19 protein-coding genes are annotated in these 19764 nt (G+C 64.1%); 7 read left to right on the forward strand and 12 right to left on the reverse strand.

Annotation, left to right across the window (positions count from 1 at the left end):
- A partial coding sequence (locus tag M9890_11270) for an alpha/beta hydrolase domain-containing protein (GenBank protein MCO5177529.1) occupies positions 1–1730 on the reverse strand: 1730 nt, incomplete at its 3' end.
- A gap of 91 nt (positions 1731–1821) precedes the next feature.
- Between M9890_11270 and M9890_11275 the strand changes: the two genes are divergently transcribed.
- Positions 1822–3267: a pyridoxal-dependent decarboxylase gene (locus M9890_11275; GenBank protein MCO5177530.1), complete on the forward strand. Its 1446-nt coding sequence runs from the start codon at positions 1822–1824 to the stop codon at positions 3265–3267.
- A gap of 34 nt (positions 3268–3301) precedes the next feature.
- On the opposite strand, the gene M9890_11280 is transcribed toward M9890_11275, so the two are convergent.
- From M9890_11280 to M9890_11290, 3 genes are read right to left on the reverse strand one after another with little or no spacing between them, the layout of a single operon-like run.
- Positions 3302–3685: a cupin domain-containing protein gene (locus M9890_11280; GenBank protein MCO5177531.1), complete on the reverse strand. Its 384-nt coding sequence runs from the start codon at positions 3683–3685 to the stop codon at positions 3302–3304.
- Positions 3669–4724, reverse strand: a complete 1056-nt coding sequence (zapE, locus tag M9890_11285) for a cell division protein ZapE (GenBank protein ID MCO5177532.1) — start codon at positions 4722–4724, stop codon at positions 3669–3671. The genes M9890_11280 and zapE overlap by 17 nt, the downstream gene beginning before the upstream one ends.
- Entirely contained in the window at positions 4721–7582 is a 2862-nt protein-coding gene (locus tag M9890_11290) for a PAS domain S-box protein (GenBank protein MCO5177533.1), read from the reverse strand. Before M9890_11290 ends, zapE begins: the two co-directional genes overlap by 4 nt.
- A 163-nt stretch (positions 7583–7745) precedes the next feature.
- On the opposite strand from M9890_11290, the gene M9890_11295 reads away from it, so the two are divergent.
- From M9890_11295 to M9890_11305, 3 genes are all read left to right on the forward strand, one after another.
- Complete coding sequence (locus M9890_11295; protein ID MCO5177534.1) at positions 7746–8600, forward strand: class II aldolase/adducin family protein; 855 nt, start codon at positions 7746–7748, stop codon at positions 8598–8600.
- A 108-nt stretch (positions 8601–8708) separates the two neighbouring features.
- Positions 8709–8963: a hypothetical protein gene (locus tag M9890_11300; protein MCO5177535.1), complete on the forward strand. Its 255-nt coding sequence runs from the start codon at positions 8709–8711 to the stop codon at positions 8961–8963.
- Positions 8964–9034: 71 nt separating this feature from the next.
- Complete coding sequence (locus M9890_11305; GenBank protein ID MCO5177536.1) at positions 9035–9733, forward strand: YjbE family putative metal transport protein; 699 nt, start codon at positions 9035–9037, stop codon at positions 9731–9733.
- Here the strand turns inward: M9890_11305 and M9890_11310 are convergent, their stop codons facing one another.
- The 4 genes from M9890_11310 to M9890_11325 all read right to left on the reverse strand — a co-directional run bounded on the left by M9890_11310 (position 9734) and on the right by M9890_11325 (position 13192).
- The gene (locus M9890_11310; GenBank protein ID MCO5177537.1) at positions 9734–10273 is read right to left on the reverse strand and encodes a methylated-DNA--[protein]-cysteine S-methyltransferase; all 540 of its coding nucleotides are present in this window, start codon (positions 10271–10273) and stop codon (positions 9734–9736) included. It abuts the gene before it with no gap.
- Positions 10270–11961: an oligoendopeptidase F gene (pepF, locus tag M9890_11315; protein ID MCO5177538.1), complete on the reverse strand. Its 1692-nt coding sequence runs from the start codon at positions 11959–11961 to the stop codon at positions 10270–10272. Before pepF ends, M9890_11310 begins: the two co-directional genes overlap by 4 nt.
- Positions 11962–12223: 262 nt before the next feature.
- Positions 12224–12790 carry a hypothetical protein gene (locus M9890_11320; GenBank protein ID MCO5177539.1) on the reverse strand — a complete coding sequence of 189 codons (567 nt, stop codon included), beginning with the start codon at positions 12788–12790 and terminating at the stop codon, positions 12224–12226.
- Positions 12791–12820: 30 nt separating this feature from the next.
- The gene (locus M9890_11325; protein MCO5177540.1) at positions 12821–13192 is read right to left on the reverse strand and encodes a hypothetical protein; all 372 of its coding nucleotides are present in this window, start codon (positions 13190–13192) and stop codon (positions 12821–12823) included.
- A gap of 121 nt (positions 13193–13313) precedes the next feature.
- Between M9890_11325 and M9890_11330 the strand changes: the two genes are divergently transcribed.
- Complete coding sequence (locus tag M9890_11330) at positions 13314–14411, forward strand: DUF2961 domain-containing protein (protein ID MCO5177541.1); 1098 nt, start codon at positions 13314–13316, stop codon at positions 14409–14411.
- Here the strand turns inward: M9890_11330 and M9890_11335 are convergent.
- The 4 genes from M9890_11335 to M9890_11350 all read right to left on the reverse strand — a co-directional run bounded on the left by M9890_11335 (position 14408) and on the right by M9890_11350 (position 17839).
- Positions 14408–15121, reverse strand: coding sequence for a ribonuclease activity regulator RraA (locus M9890_11335; protein MCO5177542.1), 714 nt, complete (start codon positions 15119–15121; stop codon positions 14408–14410). The genes M9890_11330 and M9890_11335 overlap by 4 nt on opposite strands.
- Positions 15118–16044: a dihydrodipicolinate synthase family protein gene (locus M9890_11340; protein MCO5177543.1), complete on the reverse strand. Its 927-nt coding sequence runs from the start codon at positions 16042–16044 to the stop codon at positions 15118–15120. The genes M9890_11335 and M9890_11340 overlap by 4 nt, the downstream gene beginning before the upstream one ends.
- A gap of 250 nt (positions 16045–16294) precedes the next feature.
- A complete protein-coding gene (gene lepB / locus M9890_11345) occupies positions 16295–16813 on the reverse strand; it encodes a signal peptidase I (GenBank protein ID MCO5177544.1) in 519 nt (172 codons plus the stop codon).
- 207 nt (positions 16814–17020) lie between these two features.
- Positions 17021–17839 carry a siderophore-interacting protein gene (locus M9890_11350; protein ID MCO5177545.1) on the reverse strand — a complete coding sequence of 273 codons (819 nt, stop codon included), beginning with the start codon at positions 17837–17839 and terminating at the stop codon, positions 17021–17023.
- A 142-nt stretch (positions 17840–17981) separates the two neighbouring features.
- Here M9890_11350 and M9890_11355 point away from each other — a divergent pair, with 142 nt between their 5' ends.
- Positions 17982–18446: a chromate resistance protein gene (locus M9890_11355; protein ID MCO5177546.1), complete on the forward strand. Its 465-nt coding sequence runs from the start codon at positions 17982–17984 to the stop codon at positions 18444–18446.
- Between the two features lie 321 nt (positions 18447–18767).
- The coding region (locus M9890_11360; GenBank protein ID MCO5177547.1) for an inositol-3-phosphate synthase at positions 18768–19764 on the forward strand (997 nt) is incomplete at its 3' end.

The raw sequence follows: 19764 nt of genomic DNA on the forward strand, positions 1-19764 counted from the left end.
AAAAGTGTCGTGCCCTGCATCGGGACGATCAGATCCTCGGCACCAGTCTCTGGCGCGCGCGGGTTCCAGCCGAAGAGCGTTGACACCGGCACGGTCAGATCCGGCAGTCGCAGTCCGGCCACCTCATTGCCATCCGTATCGACCGCCGAAACGAACGTCGGGTAGCGCTCGCCCTCGACCGTCGGGTAGGTGCCGACGCCCTCAGCCGCACGCTCGCCGAGATCGACGCGGCGAATGCGCAGGATTTTGTCCGGGTCAGGCAGGTGCAGATCAGGGATCGGCGGCACGCCGTCCAGCGCCGTCGCGCGCGACACCGCCGTGCCATCAACCAGACGCGGGTGGGCACTCTCCGGCGGCACGTCGCCGCCACTCACCCACGTGTCAAGGTTCACCAGCGCGGCGCGCAGCAGCGGCGTGTAGTCCAGCGTATTGAACCAGTAGCGCCCCTTCGCGCCATCGGCGGCATTCTCACGGTTCAGCGGCAGGCCGCCCGGGCCGTGCTGTGTACTGGCGAAGTGGTAGATGCGCGTCTCTGGGTCGGGCGGCAGGTCGTGCGAGCCGTCGGTGGCGATGTGCATCAGCGCGCAGTCGCCGCGCCAGTATTCGGCAGACGAGTTCGTCTGAATCACCTTCGGACTGCCCCCGACGGCACGCTGGCGCTCCAGCAGACTGGCGTCGTCGAACGGGCCGAGGTGGCCGAAGCCGGGTGTGTACTGCACCGAGGGCTGGGCGAAGCGGTGATTGAACTCGCCGCGCCGACCGCCGCCGACGTGCGGCATCAGGCCGTCGAAGACCTGCCGTCCCTCCTCGTCGAGGTTGAGCCCGAGCGAGAGGAAGTGGCGTAGGAGTCGGCCATCCTGCGAGACGCCAAATCCATAGACAAAGTCGAGCGCACCGGCCAGCGGATTCTCCGGCGTCGCGTCGTACTTCAGGAACGACGCGATGTCGCGGATCGCCAGCAGGCCCGCGCCAACAACGGGCGAGTGATTCGTCGTGTAGACAAGCTCGTAGATCTTGCCAGGTACGAAGCCGCCATCGAGCCAGAAGTGCTCGGCATCAGCAACCAGCGCGCCGTCTTCCTCACGGGCAAACCGCCACTGGTCGCGCGGGATGGTGCGCGGCGGGTCGTCGTCGAAATCGCGGACGGTCAGCGTGGCGTCGGCCTCGTCGGTATCTGCTGCCGGATACGGGTGATGGACGCGGTCAGCCAGCAGATGCACGTCGTGAGCAAGGCTGGGCTGGAAGCGTAGCGCGATCTGACCGGGAATCGGCTTGCCATCCTGCTGAGCAATCGGTGGCTCCAGACCCATCAGTGCATCGCTGCGGACGACATCCCACTGCCAGCCGATCCAGGCCACAGCGTAGCCGTGCCGGAAGAGGAACCCGTCACCCGCCGGAATATCGCGCGTGGGCGTCGGTGTCGCGGCAGCGCGATTGAGCTGACCATTCAGCAGCTTGCGCCCGCGGTTCGGCACCTCCAGGAACAGCCGCCGATTGCCGAGCGCCGGATCAGCCGGACGCAGCAGGCAGAAGTCGGACGTGAACCTGACCCGACCATTCTCGTCGCGCGGCGCGAGTGCCAGGTCAACGATGGCCTGATTGGCCGGATTCTCCGGATCGACGGCGAAGTGCAGTCTCGCGTCGATGCGTTCGTATGTCCCAGCGTCGCCGAATGACGCCCCGTCGGCAAATGGTTCGCGGCTTAGCACCTCAAGGTGCGTGACAGGCATTGCGCATTCTCCTCCCGTATGATGGTCGCTGGGGCAGTGTATAGCCAATTGCCCTCGTGCGGGCCGCGTCCGGTCCGGAAGGAGAACACCAATGAGCCGGTCAACCGATCCGTTTGCTGATGCTGACGCTGTCCTCGAACAGGCATCTGAAACCGCGCGCGAGTGGGTTCGTCGCCTGGCAACGCAGCCGGTCAGCAGACGTATCGGGCCGACAGAGATGGCCGAGTTGCTCAACGAGCCGTTGCCCGAGCACGGCACCGACGCGCGCGACGTCGTGCAGGCGTGGCTCGATCGCGCCAGGGGCGGCATCGTCGCTTCGCCCGGTCCGCGCTTCTTTGGCTTTGTCAACGGCGGCTCAACACCGGCGGCGCTCGCCGGAGACTGGCTCGCCTCAGCGATCGACCAGAACGCGGGCTTCTGGCTCTCCAGTCCGGCAGCGGCACAGACCGAGCTGGTTGTTCTCGACTGGCTCAAGTCGTTGTTCCACTTGCCGACCGAGTGGCACGGCGCGATCACCAGCGGGGCAACGATGTCGAACCTCGTCGGCCTCGCTGCCGCACGTCAGTGGGCCGGTAATCAGCTCGGATTCGATCCGGCGCTCGATGGTCTGGCCGGTCACCCGCCAATTCCGGTGATTTCATCGACCGAGATCCATGCCAGCGCCCGTAAGGCGCTCGGCACGCTGGGCATTGGTCGCGCCAGCGTGCAGGAGATTGCCGCACCTGGCGGCGCGATCGATCTGGACGAGCTCCGCGCAGCCCTCGAAGCGCTCGACGGACCAGCAATCGTCATTGCCAACGCAGGCGAGGTGAATACCGGTGCGTTCGATGCAATCGACAAGGCCGCTGCGATCTGCCGCGCACACGCGCCGGGCGTCTGGCTGCACGTCGATGGCGCGTTCGGGCTGTTCGCCGCTGCATCACCACAACTCCGGCCACTCGTCGCTGGTATCGAGCAGGCAAACTCGGTCGCTGCCGATGGCCACAAGTGGCTCAACGTGCCCTACGACTCCGGCTTCGCGTTCGTCCGCGATGTCGACATGTTGCGCGCCGCGTTCAACGCCATCGGCCCATACATCGCCCCGGCTGCCGACACCGGCTGGGAACCCGCCTCGCACGTACCGGAGATGTCGCGCCGCTTCCGCGCACTGCCGGCCTGGTGCGCACTGAAGGCGTACGGGCGGGACGGCTACCGCGATCTGGTCGAACGCTGCTGCTCCAACGCCGGATCGTTCGGCGAGTGGGTCGAGTCGACGCCCGGAATTGAGCTCCTCGCCCCGGTGCCGCTGAACATCGTCTGCTTCCGCGTCGTCGCGCCGGACTTGGCCGCCACCCAGCTCGACGCACTGAACGCCGAAGTAGCCGCCGCAATCCAGCGCGATGGCCGCGCGTTCGTCACCGGCACCAGCTGGCGCGGCCAATACGCAATCCGCGCCGCCTTCGACAACTGGGCGACGACGCAATCCGACGTCGAAATCCTCCAGCAAGCAGTCCTCGACGCGCGCGATCTGGTACTGCAGGAAACGACGCACGCATGAGCGTGCCGCTCCCAAACCCGTTCTGTGCAGTTCATCAGTTCGGCGGCCAGCGGCGGACATCGCGTTCCGGGTCGATGTAGCGTGCCTCGAAGACTGGCTCGGCGAGGACGGCGAGGACCTGCAGCGTTGTCTCACCGATATTGCGGAAGCCGTGGACGATCCCTGCGGGGATCAGGACGCTGGCCGGCGCAGTCACTGTCTGGCGCTCATCGCCAACCCAAGCTTCGGCTGTGCCGGCAACAATGCGGAGGACCTCTTCGACCGCGTGGAGATGCGACGGCGCGCCATTACCCGGCGCGCACCACTGCTCGAAGACGGTGAGCTGACCGGCGCCGGCTTCGGCAGAGGCGTACATCCGCGTTTCGACGCCGTCGCGCCAGATCTCCAGTGGGCAATCGGCGTCAGCGCGAATCTTCACCAGCTACCTCCTCACCAAGCTCTGCTCCGGTCAGCCGGGATAGCGGCTGGGCCAGCATCTCGTGCAAGCGCGACTGGCAGCGCCGGAACTTGCGCTCGAACCCGCCGTAACCGTAACTCGGCGGGAACAGATCGTCCGGCTGGCAATCACTGGAAACCAGCAGCGGCATACCACGGTCATAGACCTTGTCGATGAAGTGAACGAAGCGCAGGGCCATATCCTGATCGGTGAGCGGCGCGAGGCCATCAATCGCCAAGCTGGCGTAGCGCTGAATAAGATCACTGAAGTGCAACGGCGGCACCGTGATCAGCATGTGCTGAAGATCGGACCAGCGCAGCACGTCGGGCACGTGGTCGAGCATCGCGGATGACACGATCCGTGGCAGCGTATCGTTCGCGCCGAAGCGCCGCTGGCGGTAGTCATCGCCATCAATGCGAATGGACTCGAAGAGTGCGGCGAGCGTCCCGATCTCGCGCTGAAACTCGTCCGCACTGAATCGCCCTTTACCCAGCTCACCAGGCAACGTGTTGGAGGTGACGATCAGACGCGAACCACGATCCAGCACCGCACGCACAAACGACGTGGACAGCATGGTGTTACCCGGATCGTCCAGCTCAAACTCATCCAGACAGATGAGCTGCGCCTGTCCCAACAGCTCGACCGCAGCGGTCATGCCCATCGCTCCGACCGCATAGGTCAGGTCGGCAAAGGACAAGTACGCCTTCGGCACGTCGGTCGCGTGGTTGGCGGCGGCGAGCAGATGCGTCTTGCCTACGCCGAAACGCCCATCGAGATAGAGCGCATGCCAGCTCGGACCAGAGCTGGAGCGCCGGAATCGATTGATGAGCCCGCGACGGGCCGTGCCGTTGGACAGCTCAGCAACCGCGTCGACTAACCGATCGCGGGCGCGGGCCTGTGACGGGTAGGCGGGGTCGGGCTGGTAGGTGTCGAACGTCGCTGCGTCGAAGCGCGGTGGAACGACGAACGACCGCAGCGATGGCGGGACGACATCGCGAGCGTCGGTCTGGCCTCCGCTCACGCCTCCTCCTCAACAGGCGGAACCTCGATCCGCGGGAAGCGGACGTTGAACGTTGCCCCGTTCTCACCGTCGCTCTCGACCCAGATGATTCCGCCGTGCGCCTCGACGATGCCACTCGCGACGTAGAGGCCGAGACCCAGACCCTCCGAAGAGCTGCGCAACGAGTTGCTACCACTGAAATAGCGCTCGAACAATCGCTGCCGCAAATGATCGGGGACACCCGGACCCTCATCGCGGACGGAGACGATCGCCGCGCCTTCGTCTGCCTGGAGATTAACTGAGACGGTCGTGTCTGCCGGGCTGTAGCGGATCGCGTTGTCGAGCAAGTTGGACAGCACCTGCGTCACGCGGGTGGCGTCGAGCGCCATCTCGACCGGCTCTTCGACACCAACGTATTCAACCGTGTGGTTCTCCGTGGTCATACGCGCCTCAACGACAGCGCTGGTCACGATCTGCCGCAGATCAGCCTCGCCGAGGACGAGCTGCAGGCGCTTCTCCTCGATTCGCGAGACATCCAGCAAGCGGTTGACCAGCTCGGCCATCCGGTTGACCTGAGTATCAATCGTCTCCAACGGGCTAAGCCATTCGACGCCCGCCTGACTGCGGTTCGCACGTCGCAACAGGAGCTGAGCGAAACCCTTCATTGACGTCAGCGGACTCCGAAGCTCATGGGCAGCCACGGCCAGGAACTGATCACGGGCGCGGGCCGACTCCTGCGACTCCTGATAGAGCCGCGAATTGTCGATCGCTACGGCGATTCGGCGCGCGAGATGCTGCGCCAGGGCCATGTCGGCCTCGCCGTAGTGGCGACCGTGCCCGCTGCTCCCCAACGCCACCACGCCCAGAACGCGATCGCGCGCGATGATCGGTGAGATCATGACCGTCGCGGATTGGTCCGGCGCGCTTGCAAGGTCGTCCAGTTCGTGCTGGAACACGTCGCCGTCGAGCGTACAGATGCGCGGCTGCTGCATGCGCGCCGCATCAGCGACCGCGGCGTCGAGCTGCTGCGCGTACGCGAACGGTTCCTGGTCGCATGTACCGGCGTCCGAGTCCATGCCGGCGTGAGCCATTGCCTCGTGCTGCAGATTGCCATCGGTGTCCATGCCATAGATCACGCACCACTCGGCGATGGTCGGCACAGCCAGCCGCGCGACGCTATTCAACGTCTGGTTGACATCCAGCGAGGAGGCCAGATCGCGCGTTGCATCGCTGAGGAAGCGCTGATGTGTCTCGTGACGCCGCCGCTCATCAATGTCGAGGCAGGAGCCGGTGAATCCACGGAACACACCATCGGCGTCGAAGCGCGGCATACCGGTCGCCAGCACCCAGCGGTATTCGCCATCAAAGCGTCGCAGGCGAAACTCGATCTCATACGGTGTTTGCGATTCGAACGCCTCACGATAGGCCACCGTAACATCTGACCGATCGTCGGGGTGCAGGTTTTCCAGCCAGCCGTCGCCGAGATCCTGCTCAGACGGTCGGCCGGTGAAGTCGCGCCAGACCCGGTTGAGATATTCGACGTGGCCGCTCGGCGATGTCAGCCAGAGCATGACCGGCACGCTCTCCGCCATCATGCGGAAGCGCCCCTCGCTCTCGCGCAACGACGCCAGCGCCTTACGCCGCTCGACGAACTGACCAACCTGCCGACCGATCGTCATCAGCATCGCAACCAGCGAATCGTCGCGCGGTTCGAGTTCCTGCGACAGCAGCTCCATGACGCCAATGAGACGACCCTCGGCCTCGATCGGGAACGCGATTGCCGTCCGCAATCCGGCTGTCGCGGCGCTTTCCGCGCGCTCGAACTCCGGATCGTGGCTGACATCGTCGATCCAGATTGGCTCGCGCAGCCGCCAGACGCGACCCGGCAGGTCGTCTTGTCCAAGCCCGCGACGCGAATCCAACTCGAAGTCGGAGATCTCAACGCCGGGGGCGCTCCAAACATCGATGCATTGCAGCGTCTCCGTTACGGCATCGGGTGTCCAGAACAGACCGGCCTGCCAGTCGATGCGCTTGCCGACCGCCTCGATCACAGCGTGCAGACCGTCGGACAGCGAGTCGGAGTTAGCCAGCACCTGGGCAGCCTCGTACTGAGCCGCAATCCGCGACTCGGTGCGCTTGCGTTCACGTAGGTCGACGGAGACAACGACGAAGCCGGCCAACTCGCCGGAATCGACATACAGCGATGAGACGGCTGCGAGGACCGGCAGTCGTCCTCCATCGCGGCGGGGGACATTCAGCTCTCCCTCCCAGGGCTCGTGCCCCGAGAGTTGCGTCAGAATCGCCTGCGCGCGTTCGTGGCCGGTCGCCTCAACCAGCAGCCGCGTGAGGTCGCGGCCGAGCATCTCCTCGCGCGGGTAACCAAACAGCGTCTCGGCACCAGTGCTCCACAGCAGCACCTTGCCGCCCGCATCGGTGGCGATGACGGCGGCCTGCACCTGATCGATCAGCTGAGCCTGGAACCAGAGCCGCTGCTCGACTGACGACCATGCCGATATGTCCTTGAATGTGCCGATGTACCCGACGATAGTGCCGTGCTCATCACGGAGTGGGTTGCTGGTGACGAGTGCAGGAAAGATCTCGCCGTCCTTGCGACGATAATGCACCCGATCGTCTGCGGCGCTGCCGCGCAGATAGCGGTCGCCAATGGCCGCCAACTCTTCGTTACCGGCAGTCTCAACCCACCAGTCGTACGGCGCGCGCTGCCTGATGACCTCTTCGCGCTCGTAGCCAACCAGGTCCAGAAACGCGCGATTGACCTCCACGATCGTGCCATCCAGCGTGCGGATGACGAAGCCATCCTGGACAGCGTCAATGAGCGACCGCAGATAGACTGGCAAGTCGAATGTGCGCTCAGGCATGCAGGATAATCCGTGACTCCGAGCGTGAAGCAATCGAGCAGTGTCTCATCGAGACTCCTGGGTCCGTCTGGGCGGATGCAGGCATCGTGGTCTAACCGACTAACTGTCGATCATACTACGATCTGTCTCACGATCAGAGATACCGCACAGGAGAGGGACAACGATGGACGAGCCGATGACAATTGATGCCTGGATCAGCGACATGACCGCCGCAGTGGCGCGCCTGGCTGCACTCGGAGCGCTCGAAGCGGCAGCCGGGAATGTCTCCATCTTTCTCCCTGCGGTCACACCCGGGCTGGACGAATTCCTTACCCGCCGAATGCCGGCTGCGACTGATGCGTCGGCCAACTTTGGCCCGCCTCTGCCGCCCGGAGTGCTGCTGATTACCGGCACCGGGCGGCGCTTGCCGGACCTCGCGCGTGACCCGGACCGCGTGCTTTGCGCGGTTGTCTGGGATGCGGACGGTACGGCGACGCTGCATCGCGCGCACGAGTCGATCCGCCCGACAAGCGAGATTGACAGCCATCTGGGAATTCACGCGCTGGCGCTCAGCGATCAGCCACGCCTGCACGCCGTGGTCCATGCCCAGCCACCGAAGATCACCTGGCTTTCGCACATCCCCGCCTATCAGGATGGCCCACGCATGAATCGGCAGCTGATGCGTTGGCAGCCGGAGACGCTGGTCATGCTGGCAGACGGCATCGGCGTCGTGCCATTCATTACGCCCGGCACTCCTGAGCAAGGAGACGCGACGACGCAGGCGATGCGCACGCACCGTCTGGTCGTCTGGGCGCAGCATGGTGTCGTTGCGCGATCCGACGGCGGCCCGAGTGCAGCCGTCGACCTCATTGACTACACCGAAGCTGCTGCAACGTACGAGGTGCTGGACATCACATCCGGTCGCCCCGCTCCCGGCATGAGTGTTGCGCAAATGAGATTGATTGCCGAGCGCTTCGGCGTTTCCACGACCCTGCTGGACCAGCTCCCCGAGGAGGCACTGGCTGCTCCGACGATCTGACATCATCGTGCTGTCATGGATTTGTCATGAAACCTTCACAACCAGCGCCCGCAGTGGTATGACAGTCGCTGTTTGACAGTCGCGGCAGGTTCGGGAACGGAGTCAACCATGCACGAGATCTTTCCCGTCGTCGCAGGCGTTCTCGTCGGCTTCATCGCCATGCGAGTCGCATCGATGAAGGTACGCGCCGTCGTGATCGCCATTCTCAGCGTCGTGTTTGGCGTTGCCGCATCGGCGATCAGCGGTGAGCTCGCCATCACCTGGGAGTTTGTTCTCGTCGATATTCCGTTGGTGGCCATCTCGGCGCTGGCGACAATCTTCGTCGTCCACCGGGTCTTCTCCGTTGGAGTGGCCCACCGTTAACTATTCGTATTGCGGGTGGTCGCTCGCTGTAGCGGGCGGTCACCCATCAGATCATCGGAGTCGCCTGTATTGTGACGCTCGCACTCATCACCGGCACACTCACCATCATCATCATCAACATCCTGCTATCCGGGGACAACGCAGTCGTCATCGCGATGGCGTCGCGGCGTCTGCCGCCGCGCGAACGCCGACGCGCGATCCTCGCGGGCGGTGCCGGCGCGATCATCCTGCGCGTGCTCTTCACGATCATCGCCGGACTGCTGCTGCAGATCCCGCTGCTGCAGGCAATTGGCGGGGTGATGCTGGTCTGGATCTCGTGGCGCTTGCTGCGTGACGAAGGCGACGAGCAGGATATCCAGGCGGCGACAACCGTCTGGGGAGCGTTTCAGACGATCGTCATCGCCGATCTGTTGATGAGCCTCGACAACATTCTGGCCATCAGCGGTGCAGCTGAGGGGTCGCTCTCGCTGCTCATCTTCGGGCTGGTGGCCTCGATGCCGATCATCCTGTTCTCATCAACGCTGATTGCCCGGCTGATGAACCGGCTGCCGTGGCTCAGCCTCGTCGGTGCGATCATCCTGACGATCACGGCGGCGCGCATGGTCATTGACGACGCAGTGATCGACGCCCATATCAGTCACACCCACCACGCCATCGTGCTGGTGATTCTGGCAGTGGCGTTTACGCTCGTCGCCGTCGGGCCATCACTCGCCGCGCGCAACTGGACGACACACGCCGAACACGGCAACACGCCTCAACCGGAAGCCTGATCAGACGGCAGGCGCGTGAGCATGTTCCATTTCGAGCAGCGCGGCCTTGATCTCCAGCCCACCACCGTAATCCCGCAATGACCCGTCTGCGCCAATGATGCGGTGGCAGGGCACGTAGATCGACAGCGGGTTCGCACCGTTCGCCGCACCAGTTGCCCGCACCGCCTTCGGCCGCCCGATCTGGTCGGCGATCTGCCCGTAGCTGCGTGTCTGCCCATACGGCACAGCGCGCACCGCCGCCCAGACTGCCTGCTGGAACGGCGTGCCACGCGGATCGAGCGGCGTCGTGAACTCGCGGACATCACCGGACGCATACGCATCCAGCTCGGCGATGGACTGCTCGACGACGGCGTCCGCTCCGGCCACCGGACCATCGACGATCTCGGCATCGCGGCCAACCCAGCGTTGAGCCCAGTTCACCCACCAGTCGGGCTGCTCGCGGCGAAACTCCAGCCGGAGCAGACCGTCGGTTCCAGCCAGCAGATAGGCGCGACCGAATGGCGATTCCCAGATCGCCCGCCGAAGCATCGCCCCGATCATGCGGCACCGTCCAGCAGTCGCTCCAGCTCGTCCAGCAGGGCAGTGAACGCATCCAGCGCGCGCTCGACCGGCGCAGCCGTTGTCATATCAACACCGGCATCACGGAGCAGGTCGAGCGAGTAGCGCGACGACCCGCCGGACAGGAACGCGCGGTAGCGCTGCCGGGCGGGCTCGCCCTCCTCGATGATCTGGCGCGAGAGCGCGACCGCTGCCGAGATGCCGGTCGCGTACTGATAAACGTAGAACGCGCGGTAGAAATGCGGAATGCGCGACCACTCGGCTGCCACATGCTCATCAACTGTGACATCCGGCCCGTAGTAGCGCGCGCAGAGGTCGGCGTAGTGCTGATCGAGCAGGTCCGGCGTCAGCGCCTCGCCGGCCTCAACCCGCTCGTGCGCCCAGCGCTCGAACTCGGCGAACATCGTCTGGCGGAAGAGCGTGCCGCGAATGTCCTCCAGCGCGTTGTTCACCAGATACATCTCGAACGCGCGGTCGCCGGTCTGCCGTCGCAGCGCATCGTTCATCAGCAGCTCGTTGACCGTCGACGCGACCTCAGCGACGAAGAGCGTGTAGTGGCTATAGGTGTACGGTTGTGTCGTGCTGGAGTAGTACGAGTGCATGGCGTGGCCGGACTCGTGGGCCAGTGTGAAGACATCGCGCAGCCGCCCGGACCAGTTCATCAGGATGAACGGGTGGACGCCGTAGACGCCCCACGAGTAGGCACCGCTCGACTTGCCGACGTTCTCGTAAACATCGACCCAGCGCGAATCGAAACCACCGGCCAGCGTTGCACGGTAGTCATCACCAAGCGAGCCGAGCGCACCGAGGACGGTATCGACGCCCTGCTGGTAGGTGAACTCGCGATCGACCTCCGGGACTATCGGCACGTACAGGTCGTAGACACCCAGCGAATCCAGCCCGAGGACCTTCTTGCGCAGGGCGATATAGCGATGCAGCACGTCGAGGCGGCTGTTCACCGTCTCGATGAGCGTGTCGTAGACCGTTACCGGGATGTTGTGCGGTGCAAGCGCCGCTTCGATCGACGATCCATAGTTGTGCACGCGCGCGTAGAACGCGTCCGCCTTGACGCTGGCCGCGTAGATCGCCGCCAGCGCGTTGCGGTGGTCGCGATACTCCTGATGGAGTTGTGCGAACGCCTGCTGCCGGACACTTCGCGTTCTGCTCTCCATCAGTCGCGAGTAGTTGCCCTTGGTGAGCACAACGTCGTTACCTGCCTCGTCGGTGACGGTGCCATAGCGCATGTCGGCATCATTAAGCATGTCGAAGATGTGGCCCGGTGCCATCGCCATCTCACCGGCGGCAGCCAGCAAGCGCTCCTGATCAGCGGACAGCACATGCGCACGCTGCCGCAAAAGATCTTCGAGGCCGTGGCGATATAGCTCAAGGTCCGGCTCGGCCGTCAAATAGGCATCAATCGTCCCGTCCGGCAGCGCCAGGATCTCCGGCTCGACGAACGAGTTAACCTCGCCGGCGTCGATGCTGAGCTTCACGGCGCGATCGTAGTTCGCGATCGCCCCCGCGTTGCTGTTGTCCTCGTCCTTGCGCAGTCCGGCCCAGCCGAAGATACGCCCAAGCCGTTCGCCCATCGAATCCTGCAGCCGCAGCACGGCCAGCAGTTGCCCCGCGCCGTCGCCAATCGTGCCCTGCAGCGCCGCCAGCCGCGGCATATCGGCGCGCACCTCGTCGATCGCAGCCAGCCAGGTCGCCTGATCGGGAAGATGGGCATGTCAGGTCCCAGGTGTCCTCAACCGGCACATCGGCCCGGCTTCGCAGTGTCGTTCCAACCATTCATTGGCTCCTGTGTGTGTGATCGTTGGGCAAATCAAGCTCGTCCTGTTCGCAGACTCGACCTCAGCACCGTGACGCATCGTCGTCTGCGGGAAGCTGCGGGCGTCGGCAGTAACTGGCGCGACCCGGCCGTGCCGGCAGCTAACGCTTCGCAAGCTCCATCAGGCGCGCAGTTTGCGCCTCAGGATCGAAATAGAGGCGTGGGATAATCATCGCGTTCGCGCCAAACAGGACAAATTCGTAAATTGGTTCGCCACCATGGCCCATCTGCGCGTGGATATCCTGCGGCGGATGCGGAATGATGGCAACGTCGCCGGTCTCCAGTACGCGCTCCTCGACCATCTCAACCTGAGCGTGTCCCTCACCATCGCCGCTGTCCAGGCGTCGCCAGACCTGATACTGGTCGCGCCCCTGGTAGACGCCGACGATCCCCCATGTGCCGTGATTGTGGATTGGCGTCATTCCCTCCGGACCAAAACGAGCGCGGACAAGCGTCAGACCAGACTCGTCTGTATATAGCGGCGTGGACTGCCGGCCGGTGTGGATATTCCCATTCACATCGACATGGTTCGCCAGCACCTCCGGCTCGCGGACGAACGTCGCCATCCGGTCGGCGATACGTTGCAGCCCGGCATCGTTCGAACCGTGCTCATCCAGAATCGTCTTCACATCGCCGATAAACGCATCGACGGAAGCCTGCATGCTCATTCGTGATCACCTTCCCGAGTCTGCGAGATTCTAGTCGGTCGTCGCTGGAAAGCCGTGGCGCAGCTCGTCCGCCGAGTAGCGCGAACGTGTCAGTGGTCCCGCTGCGTTCAGCCGCAAGCGACGGCCCTTCGGATCGTCGTCTTCGCCGACCGGCTCAACCGTCACCGCCCCGTGCCACGGCTCGTAGATACCGCCATAAGGGTGAAAGTGGATATAGAGATCGTCTGCACCAACGAGGCGCTGCACCGATTCCGCATCGACGGCGATTTCGCCGCGCCACTCATCGAGCGGCAGGTGCTGCCCGACCATCTCATACACGACGATGCACCAGCCACGCGCCAGCTCGTCGCCATCTGCTCCGCGGGTTATCCTGCCCGGCAATGTCTGCGTCTCAACCGGCATCGTCCGCCCCGCCTTCCTCGTACAACGTGGACTTCTTCTCCCCATATCCTAAACCGCCCCCGCTCACTGTGCGATCATATGCGCGATCTGAACGCAATACAGGACGATGAAGGAGCGCGTAGTGGGCGATTTCAATGGTCTTGGCATGCACCTTGGGAATCTCTCCCGTCTCAGTGCGGCGCAAACTCGCTCGATCTCAGCCGAGAACCCGACCGGCGCGAAGGGCGCAGGCGGCATGGCAACCGAGGGCACCGGCGCACGCGCCGCACGCGAGCTTGGCCAGGGCTGGAAGATCTCGCCCAGCATCCAGATTGCCGGCAACGAGACGGTGACGCTCGCCGACATCGACGGACCGGGCGCGATCCAGCACATCTGGCTGACCGTCACGCCAACCGCCTGGCGGCACCTCGTCCTGCGGTGCTATTGGGATGACGAGGACGCGCCGTCGATTGAAACACCCCTTGGCGACTTCTTCTGCAACGGCTGGGGCGAACGCTGCAACATCGCGTCGCTGCCGCTGGCGGTCAACCCGGCCGGCGGCTTCAACTCGTACTGGGAGATGCCGTTTCGCAAGCACGCACGCATCACCATCGAGAACCTGCGGCCCGATCTCGTCTCCGGCTTCTATTACCAGATCACCTATGCGCGGACCGAAGTCGAGGACGACCGCGCCTACCTGCACGCCCAGTGGCGACGCAGCAACCCACTGCCCTACAAAGAGGTGCACACCTTGCTGGATGACGTGCGCGGGCAGGGCCACTACGTCGGCACCTACCTCGCCTGGGGCGTCAACAACAACCGCTGGTGGGGCGAGGGTGAGATCAAGTTCTACCTCGACGGCGATATCGACTGGCCGACGATCTGCGGCACCGGCACCGAGGACTACTTCGGCGGTGCCTGGAACTTTGAGTTCCCGCGCGGTGAGTACGGCACCTTCTCCACGCCATACCTCGGCCTGCCGCAGGTGATCCGACCAGACGGACTCTACGCCAGCCAGCAACGGTTCGGGCTCTATCGCTGGCATGTCCCTGACCCGATCCGCTTCGCCACCGACCTGCGCGTCACGATTCAGGCGCTCGGCTGGCGCACGCCGGTCGGCGGCGAGCGCCGCTACCTGCCGCTGCAGGACGACATCGCCTCAACTGCCTTCTGGTACCAGTCCGAGCCGCACGCCCCGTTCCCACCGCTACCGGACGCGAACGGGCTGGAGGTGATTTAGCTGCGCTGCTGCTCAAACTCCGCTCTTGTCGCGTCGTCCGGCGGGTAGGTGCCGAGGATCGACGCACCTTTCTGGATCTTTGTCAGCACGAACGCTTCAATCTCTTCCTGATCCAGCGCGGCCAGCGCGACCTCTTCGGCCAGGTGCTGAGGCAGGACAACGACCCCTTCGGCGTCGCCGACGATGACATCGCCGGGCATGACGAGCACGCCGCCGCAGCCGATGGGCACGTTCATATCTGCCGGATGATGGCGTGCTGCGCTCTGGCTGGCGTGGGCCCCGGTGCAGTAGGTCGGCCAGTCCAGCTCGCGGAAGGCGGGGACGTCGCGCAGCGCGCCGTCCGTCACCAGCCCGACCGCGCCACGCACGCGCATGCGGGTCGACAGGATGTCGCCGAGGACACCAGCATCGTTGTCGCCGCGCGCGTCGATGACGAGCACGTCGTCCTGCCCGACCGACTCGACGGCGATGCGCTGGACGCTAGTGGTGTTGTCAATTGGCCCGAGGTCAAGGTCTTCGCGCATCGGCACGTAGCGCAGGGTGAAGGCGTAGCCGACCATCCGCAGATCGGGCCGCACCGGCGCGACGCCGACCATGAACGTATTGCGGAATCCGCGTTTCAGCATCTGCGAGGTCAGTGTCGCAGTGCTGACGCGCTGCAGGGCGTCAACAGCCGCGGTGCTGAGGTAGCCGGTCGGTCGATCGGTCATCGGTCCCCCTCTCCCGCCAGTGGCGGGAACTCGTCATCCATCCCAAGCCAGGTCAGCGTCTGCTCCAGATCGTCGAGAATCGGCGGCACAAGCTGCGGTCCGGGCTGTCGCACCAGCGCGTTCGCGATCAGGCCGCGTCGGCGCAGGATCTCCTTGCGAATCGCCACACCGAGCTTCGGCTGGCCCTCGAAGACGAGCAGTGGCAAGTACCGATAGTAGCAATCGGCTGCTGCCGCGTGGTCACCTGATTTCCAGCCCGTCCAGATGCGCACCAGCACCTCCGGGTAGGCAAAGCCGGTCATCGTGCCGCGTGCACCGCGGCGCAGCTCGTCCAGCAAATACAGCCCGCCCGCCCCACCGACAATCGAGACGTCACGATCCCCAAGCAGCTCGACAAGTTGAGCGATGCGTTGCGGCGTTGGCGGGTCCTCCAGCTTGACCGTGACGATCGTCGGCGCAGCCTCGACCAGGCCGGCCATGTCAGACGGAGACAGCGTCACGCCATTCACCGGCGGAAAGTCCTGCAGGGTCATCGGCAACGGGACAGCGTCGCTGATGCGGGCGAAGTGGCGGGTGAGGCCGGGGCCGGGAGCGACGAACGTCGGCGGCGCGACCATTACGCCGGCTGCACCAGCACGCTCGGCAGCGCGGCAGGACTCGATCGTCGCCTCGGTCGATTCGCGGCTGGCACCGATGATGACCGGAACCCGACCTGCAACGGTGGCGATGGTCAGTTCGACGACGCGCTCGCGCTCCAACTCGGTCAGCTTATGCGCCTCGCCGGCCACGCCGAGTGCAGTCAGGCCGTCGACGCCAGCGGCGATCGCAGCTTCGACGAGGCGACGCAAGCCCGGCTCGTCGAGTATGCCGTCGGACAGAAACGGCGTCGTCAGGATCGCGTAGACGCCAGCCAGTGGTTGCATCCGCTCCCCTATCGTTCTGAGATTGCTGGACAATGCGTGTTACACCGGCATGGTAGACCAAGATCGCCATAGACGTGCAGGCATCCCTGCCGACGACCGTCATGTCCTGAAGGCAGATACGCTGTTTCTGGTCTGCGTCGGACGAGGGTTGTATCTCCGGAGCATGCGCAACCTGGAGTTGCGAATCAACGGCGCACGTCCGGATGATTGCAACAGCAGGTGGCGTGGGTTATGTACCGTGAGCGAGCCGTTACGAGCCGATGCTGATGGCGTCTGGTGGCCAGATGCTGACCATCACCTTGCCGATGATCGCGTCCTCATCGACCGGTCCGAACAGGCGCGAGTCGCTGCTGTTGGGGCGGTTGTCGCCGAGGACGTAGATCATGCCATCCGGCACCGTGATGTCGCAGTAGGCGGTATGGAAGCAGGTGGTGTGGACGCCCTGCAGGTATTCCTCAGCGAGCGGCTCACCGTTGATTGTCACCTCGCCGTTCTCGATCACGATGTGGTCGCCCGGCAGGCCGATCACTCGCTTGATGTACGGCTCGTTGCTCTGGACCGGCGGATCGAACACGATCACGTCGCCGCGATGCGGTGTCTGGAAGCGATAGGCACCGTTGAGAATGACGCGGTTGCCGTTGTGGAATGTCGGCGACATGCTCTCGCCCTCGATCGCGTAGGTCGGCGCGACCGTGCGAATGCCGAAGAAGAGCGCAGCGCAGATCAGGGCAAACCGGATTGTTGGGAGAAACGATCGCCAACGGCTCACAGGCTTCACCGGCTGTAATGGTTGCGTTCCCTGCTGCTCGAACGAATCAGCCTGGGTTACGTTGTCTGCTGGGATCACACGGATCCCCCTTCGTCAGTGCGGTAATGCGAGGTCGCAATGCGGACGACCGACTGGTGACACGATCCATTCGGCGTGTAACTTACAAGGTGTACCAGACTGCGCAACGGATGCAACCCGCAGCAAACGCTATTCATCCAGCGGCAGGTGATGGTCGTAGTTCTCCACCGCGCGCTTCCAGTAGCCAGTGAAGCGCGCTCGCGCCTCGGGAATGCCGCGCTCATTCAGCAGATAGCGCCGCGTCTGCCGCATCGACACCGCCTCGCCAGCCGCCCAGCAGAAGATGTTGCCCTCCGGGAACTCCAGCGTCCGCAGTGTGTCCGCAATCAGATTGCTGGTGTCGCCCTTCACATCGTCACGATGCAGCCAGATAACCTGCGCAGCGGCATCAGTGGTGATCGGGATCTCTTCGTCCGCGTTCGCCACCTCGATGACAGCGATGACCGGCACACCGGCCGGCAGATCCTCCATGCGTCGCGCAATCGAGGGCAGGCCCGTCTCGTCACCGGCCAGCACATAGCCGTCGATCTGGCCGGTCAGCATCCGCGAGCGGCGCGGACCGCTGCAGCCCAGGTAGTGGCCGGGCTGGGCGTTCGCTGCCCAGGTTGAGGCAGCGCCACCTTCATGGACGACAAAGTCGAAGTCGACCTCGCCGGCCTCGGCATCGTAGCGACGCGGCGTGAACTCGCGACCCGGCGGGCGCATCCCTTCGGCAAACACCAGCTTGGAGCCATCGACCTCCGGTACCCACGACGCGTCGGTCGGGTCGGCCGGGAAAAACAGGCGCGCGCCATCGTCGGCTGCGTCCGAGCGGAAGCCCGCCAGAGTCTCGCCTTCCAGCGTCACCCGCACCATGTGCGGAGCGATCCGCTCGGAACGGCGAACCTGGAGCAATCGGAAGAGAAACGGGTGCTGGACAACCTGGATCGGAGATTCAACTTCGGACACGCTGCGCCACCTTTGACATTGAGATCGTGCAATCGTACGTCGCGTCATTGTCGCCGGACTGTCAAGATCTCGCCAGACTCTCAGGTGGTGACACCATCTGCGAGAGGCGCTATCCTCGCTGGCGATACTGAAAGGACAATCCATGACTACAAAATGGGTAACCCGCGAAAGCATCCGCGTCGACCGCGTTTCCAGCAGTTGGCTCATCCTGTCGTTCATCGACCCCGAAGCCACACTGCTGTACGTGCCGACCGATCAGGTGATGGCTGTCGCCGAGCGTGAGAACGCGATCCCGTTTGACGTCCCCGGCGTCGAGATGGGCCACCACGGCGACGAATGCTCGTTCGACGCGATCCTGAAGGCACACGGGCCGAAGGATGATGAAGCACTCAATGAGGTCGCGCGCATCGTCCGCGGAGCAGATACGCCAAACAAGGACCTGACACCCGAGTCGCGCGGCCTGCATGCGCTGGCCAACGGGTTCAAGCGCATGATGCTGGAAGGCGGCTACGACGACCGCGAATCGCTCCGCCGCCAGTGGTACATGTACAACGCCTTCTACCTCGCCTGCGGCGGCGACCCGGCCAAGCTGAAAGAGCCGATGTAGGTTCGGTTGAGGGGTGCCGTGCCTCGGATGGCAGCGCCGGATTGTCCACCATGGTGGATCGGCACCCATCACCGAATTCTGTCATTTCGAGCCTCAGCGAGAAATCTCTCATGCGTTGGACCGCATCGAATGGGTGGGAGATCTCTCGCGTGCGTACTCGAGATTGCAGGAATCGGGAGTGACTACCGTTACCGACCACACGGCGATTCATAATCCTCAACTCATTCAACAATACCTCTGCACGCTCCTGATTCGCATCGACCCTGACGCTCCATCCACTCCGTCTTGCAACGTAACGAAAAAATCGTTATCCTGCTTCTCATGGAAGACGGACTGAACGCCGCTGAGCGGATCATCAAGCGCTTTGGTGGACAGAGCGCACTTGCCGCCCTGCTCGGTAAGCGGCAGAGCACAATCGAACATTGGGCCAAAACCGGACGAGTACCAGCGCAATGGCAAGTGCCGCTGATGTCGCTCGCCCGGCTGAGAGGTGTGACCTTGGAAGCACGCGACTTCGTCGAAGCCAAACCAAATCCGATCCAGCCTGCTGAGGGAAAGCTCGGCATCCTGCTCGTCGGCCTGGGCGCCGTGGCGACGACATTCATCTCAGGCGTCGAACACGCTCGGCGCGGCAGCGGCAGCCCAGTCGGCTCGCTCACCCAGATGGGCACCATCCGCGTCGGCAAGCGCACCGACAACCAGTCGCCGCTCATCCGCGACTTCGTCCCGCTGGCCAACCTCGACGACATCGTCTTCGGTGCCTGGGATCCGTTTCCCGACAACGCCTACGAAGCAGCGCTGAAGTGCGGCGTCCTCGATCGCCACGAGCACATCGAGCCAATCGCCGACTACCTGAAATCAATCACGCCGATGCCGGCCGCATTCGATCAGTTCTATGTCAAGCGCCTCGACGGACCGAACGTTATCCAGGGCTCAAAGATGGACATGGCCGAACAGATTCGCGCAGACATCCGCGCATTCAAGGCGGCGAACAACTGCGACCGACTGGTCATGATCTGGTGCGCCTCGACTGAGATCTTCATGGAGCAGGGCCCCGATCACGTCGATCTCGAAGCGTTCCTGGCCGCGCTCGGCGACAACGACCAGACCATCGCCCCGTCGATGTTGTACGCCTACGCGGCGCTGCAGGAGGGCATCCCCTTCGCCAACGGTGCGCCGAACCTGACGTCCGACATTCCTGCACTCGTCGACCTGGCCATCGCACAGGACGTGCCGATCTGCGGCAAGGACTTCAAGACCGGCCAGACGCTCATCAAGACGGTCCTCGCGCCGATGCTAAAGGCGCGCATGCTCGGAC

This window comes from Thermomicrobiales bacterium, assembly GCA_023954495.1.
Classification (GTDB): domain Bacteria; phylum Chloroflexota; class Chloroflexia; order Thermomicrobiales; family CFX8; genus JAMLIA01.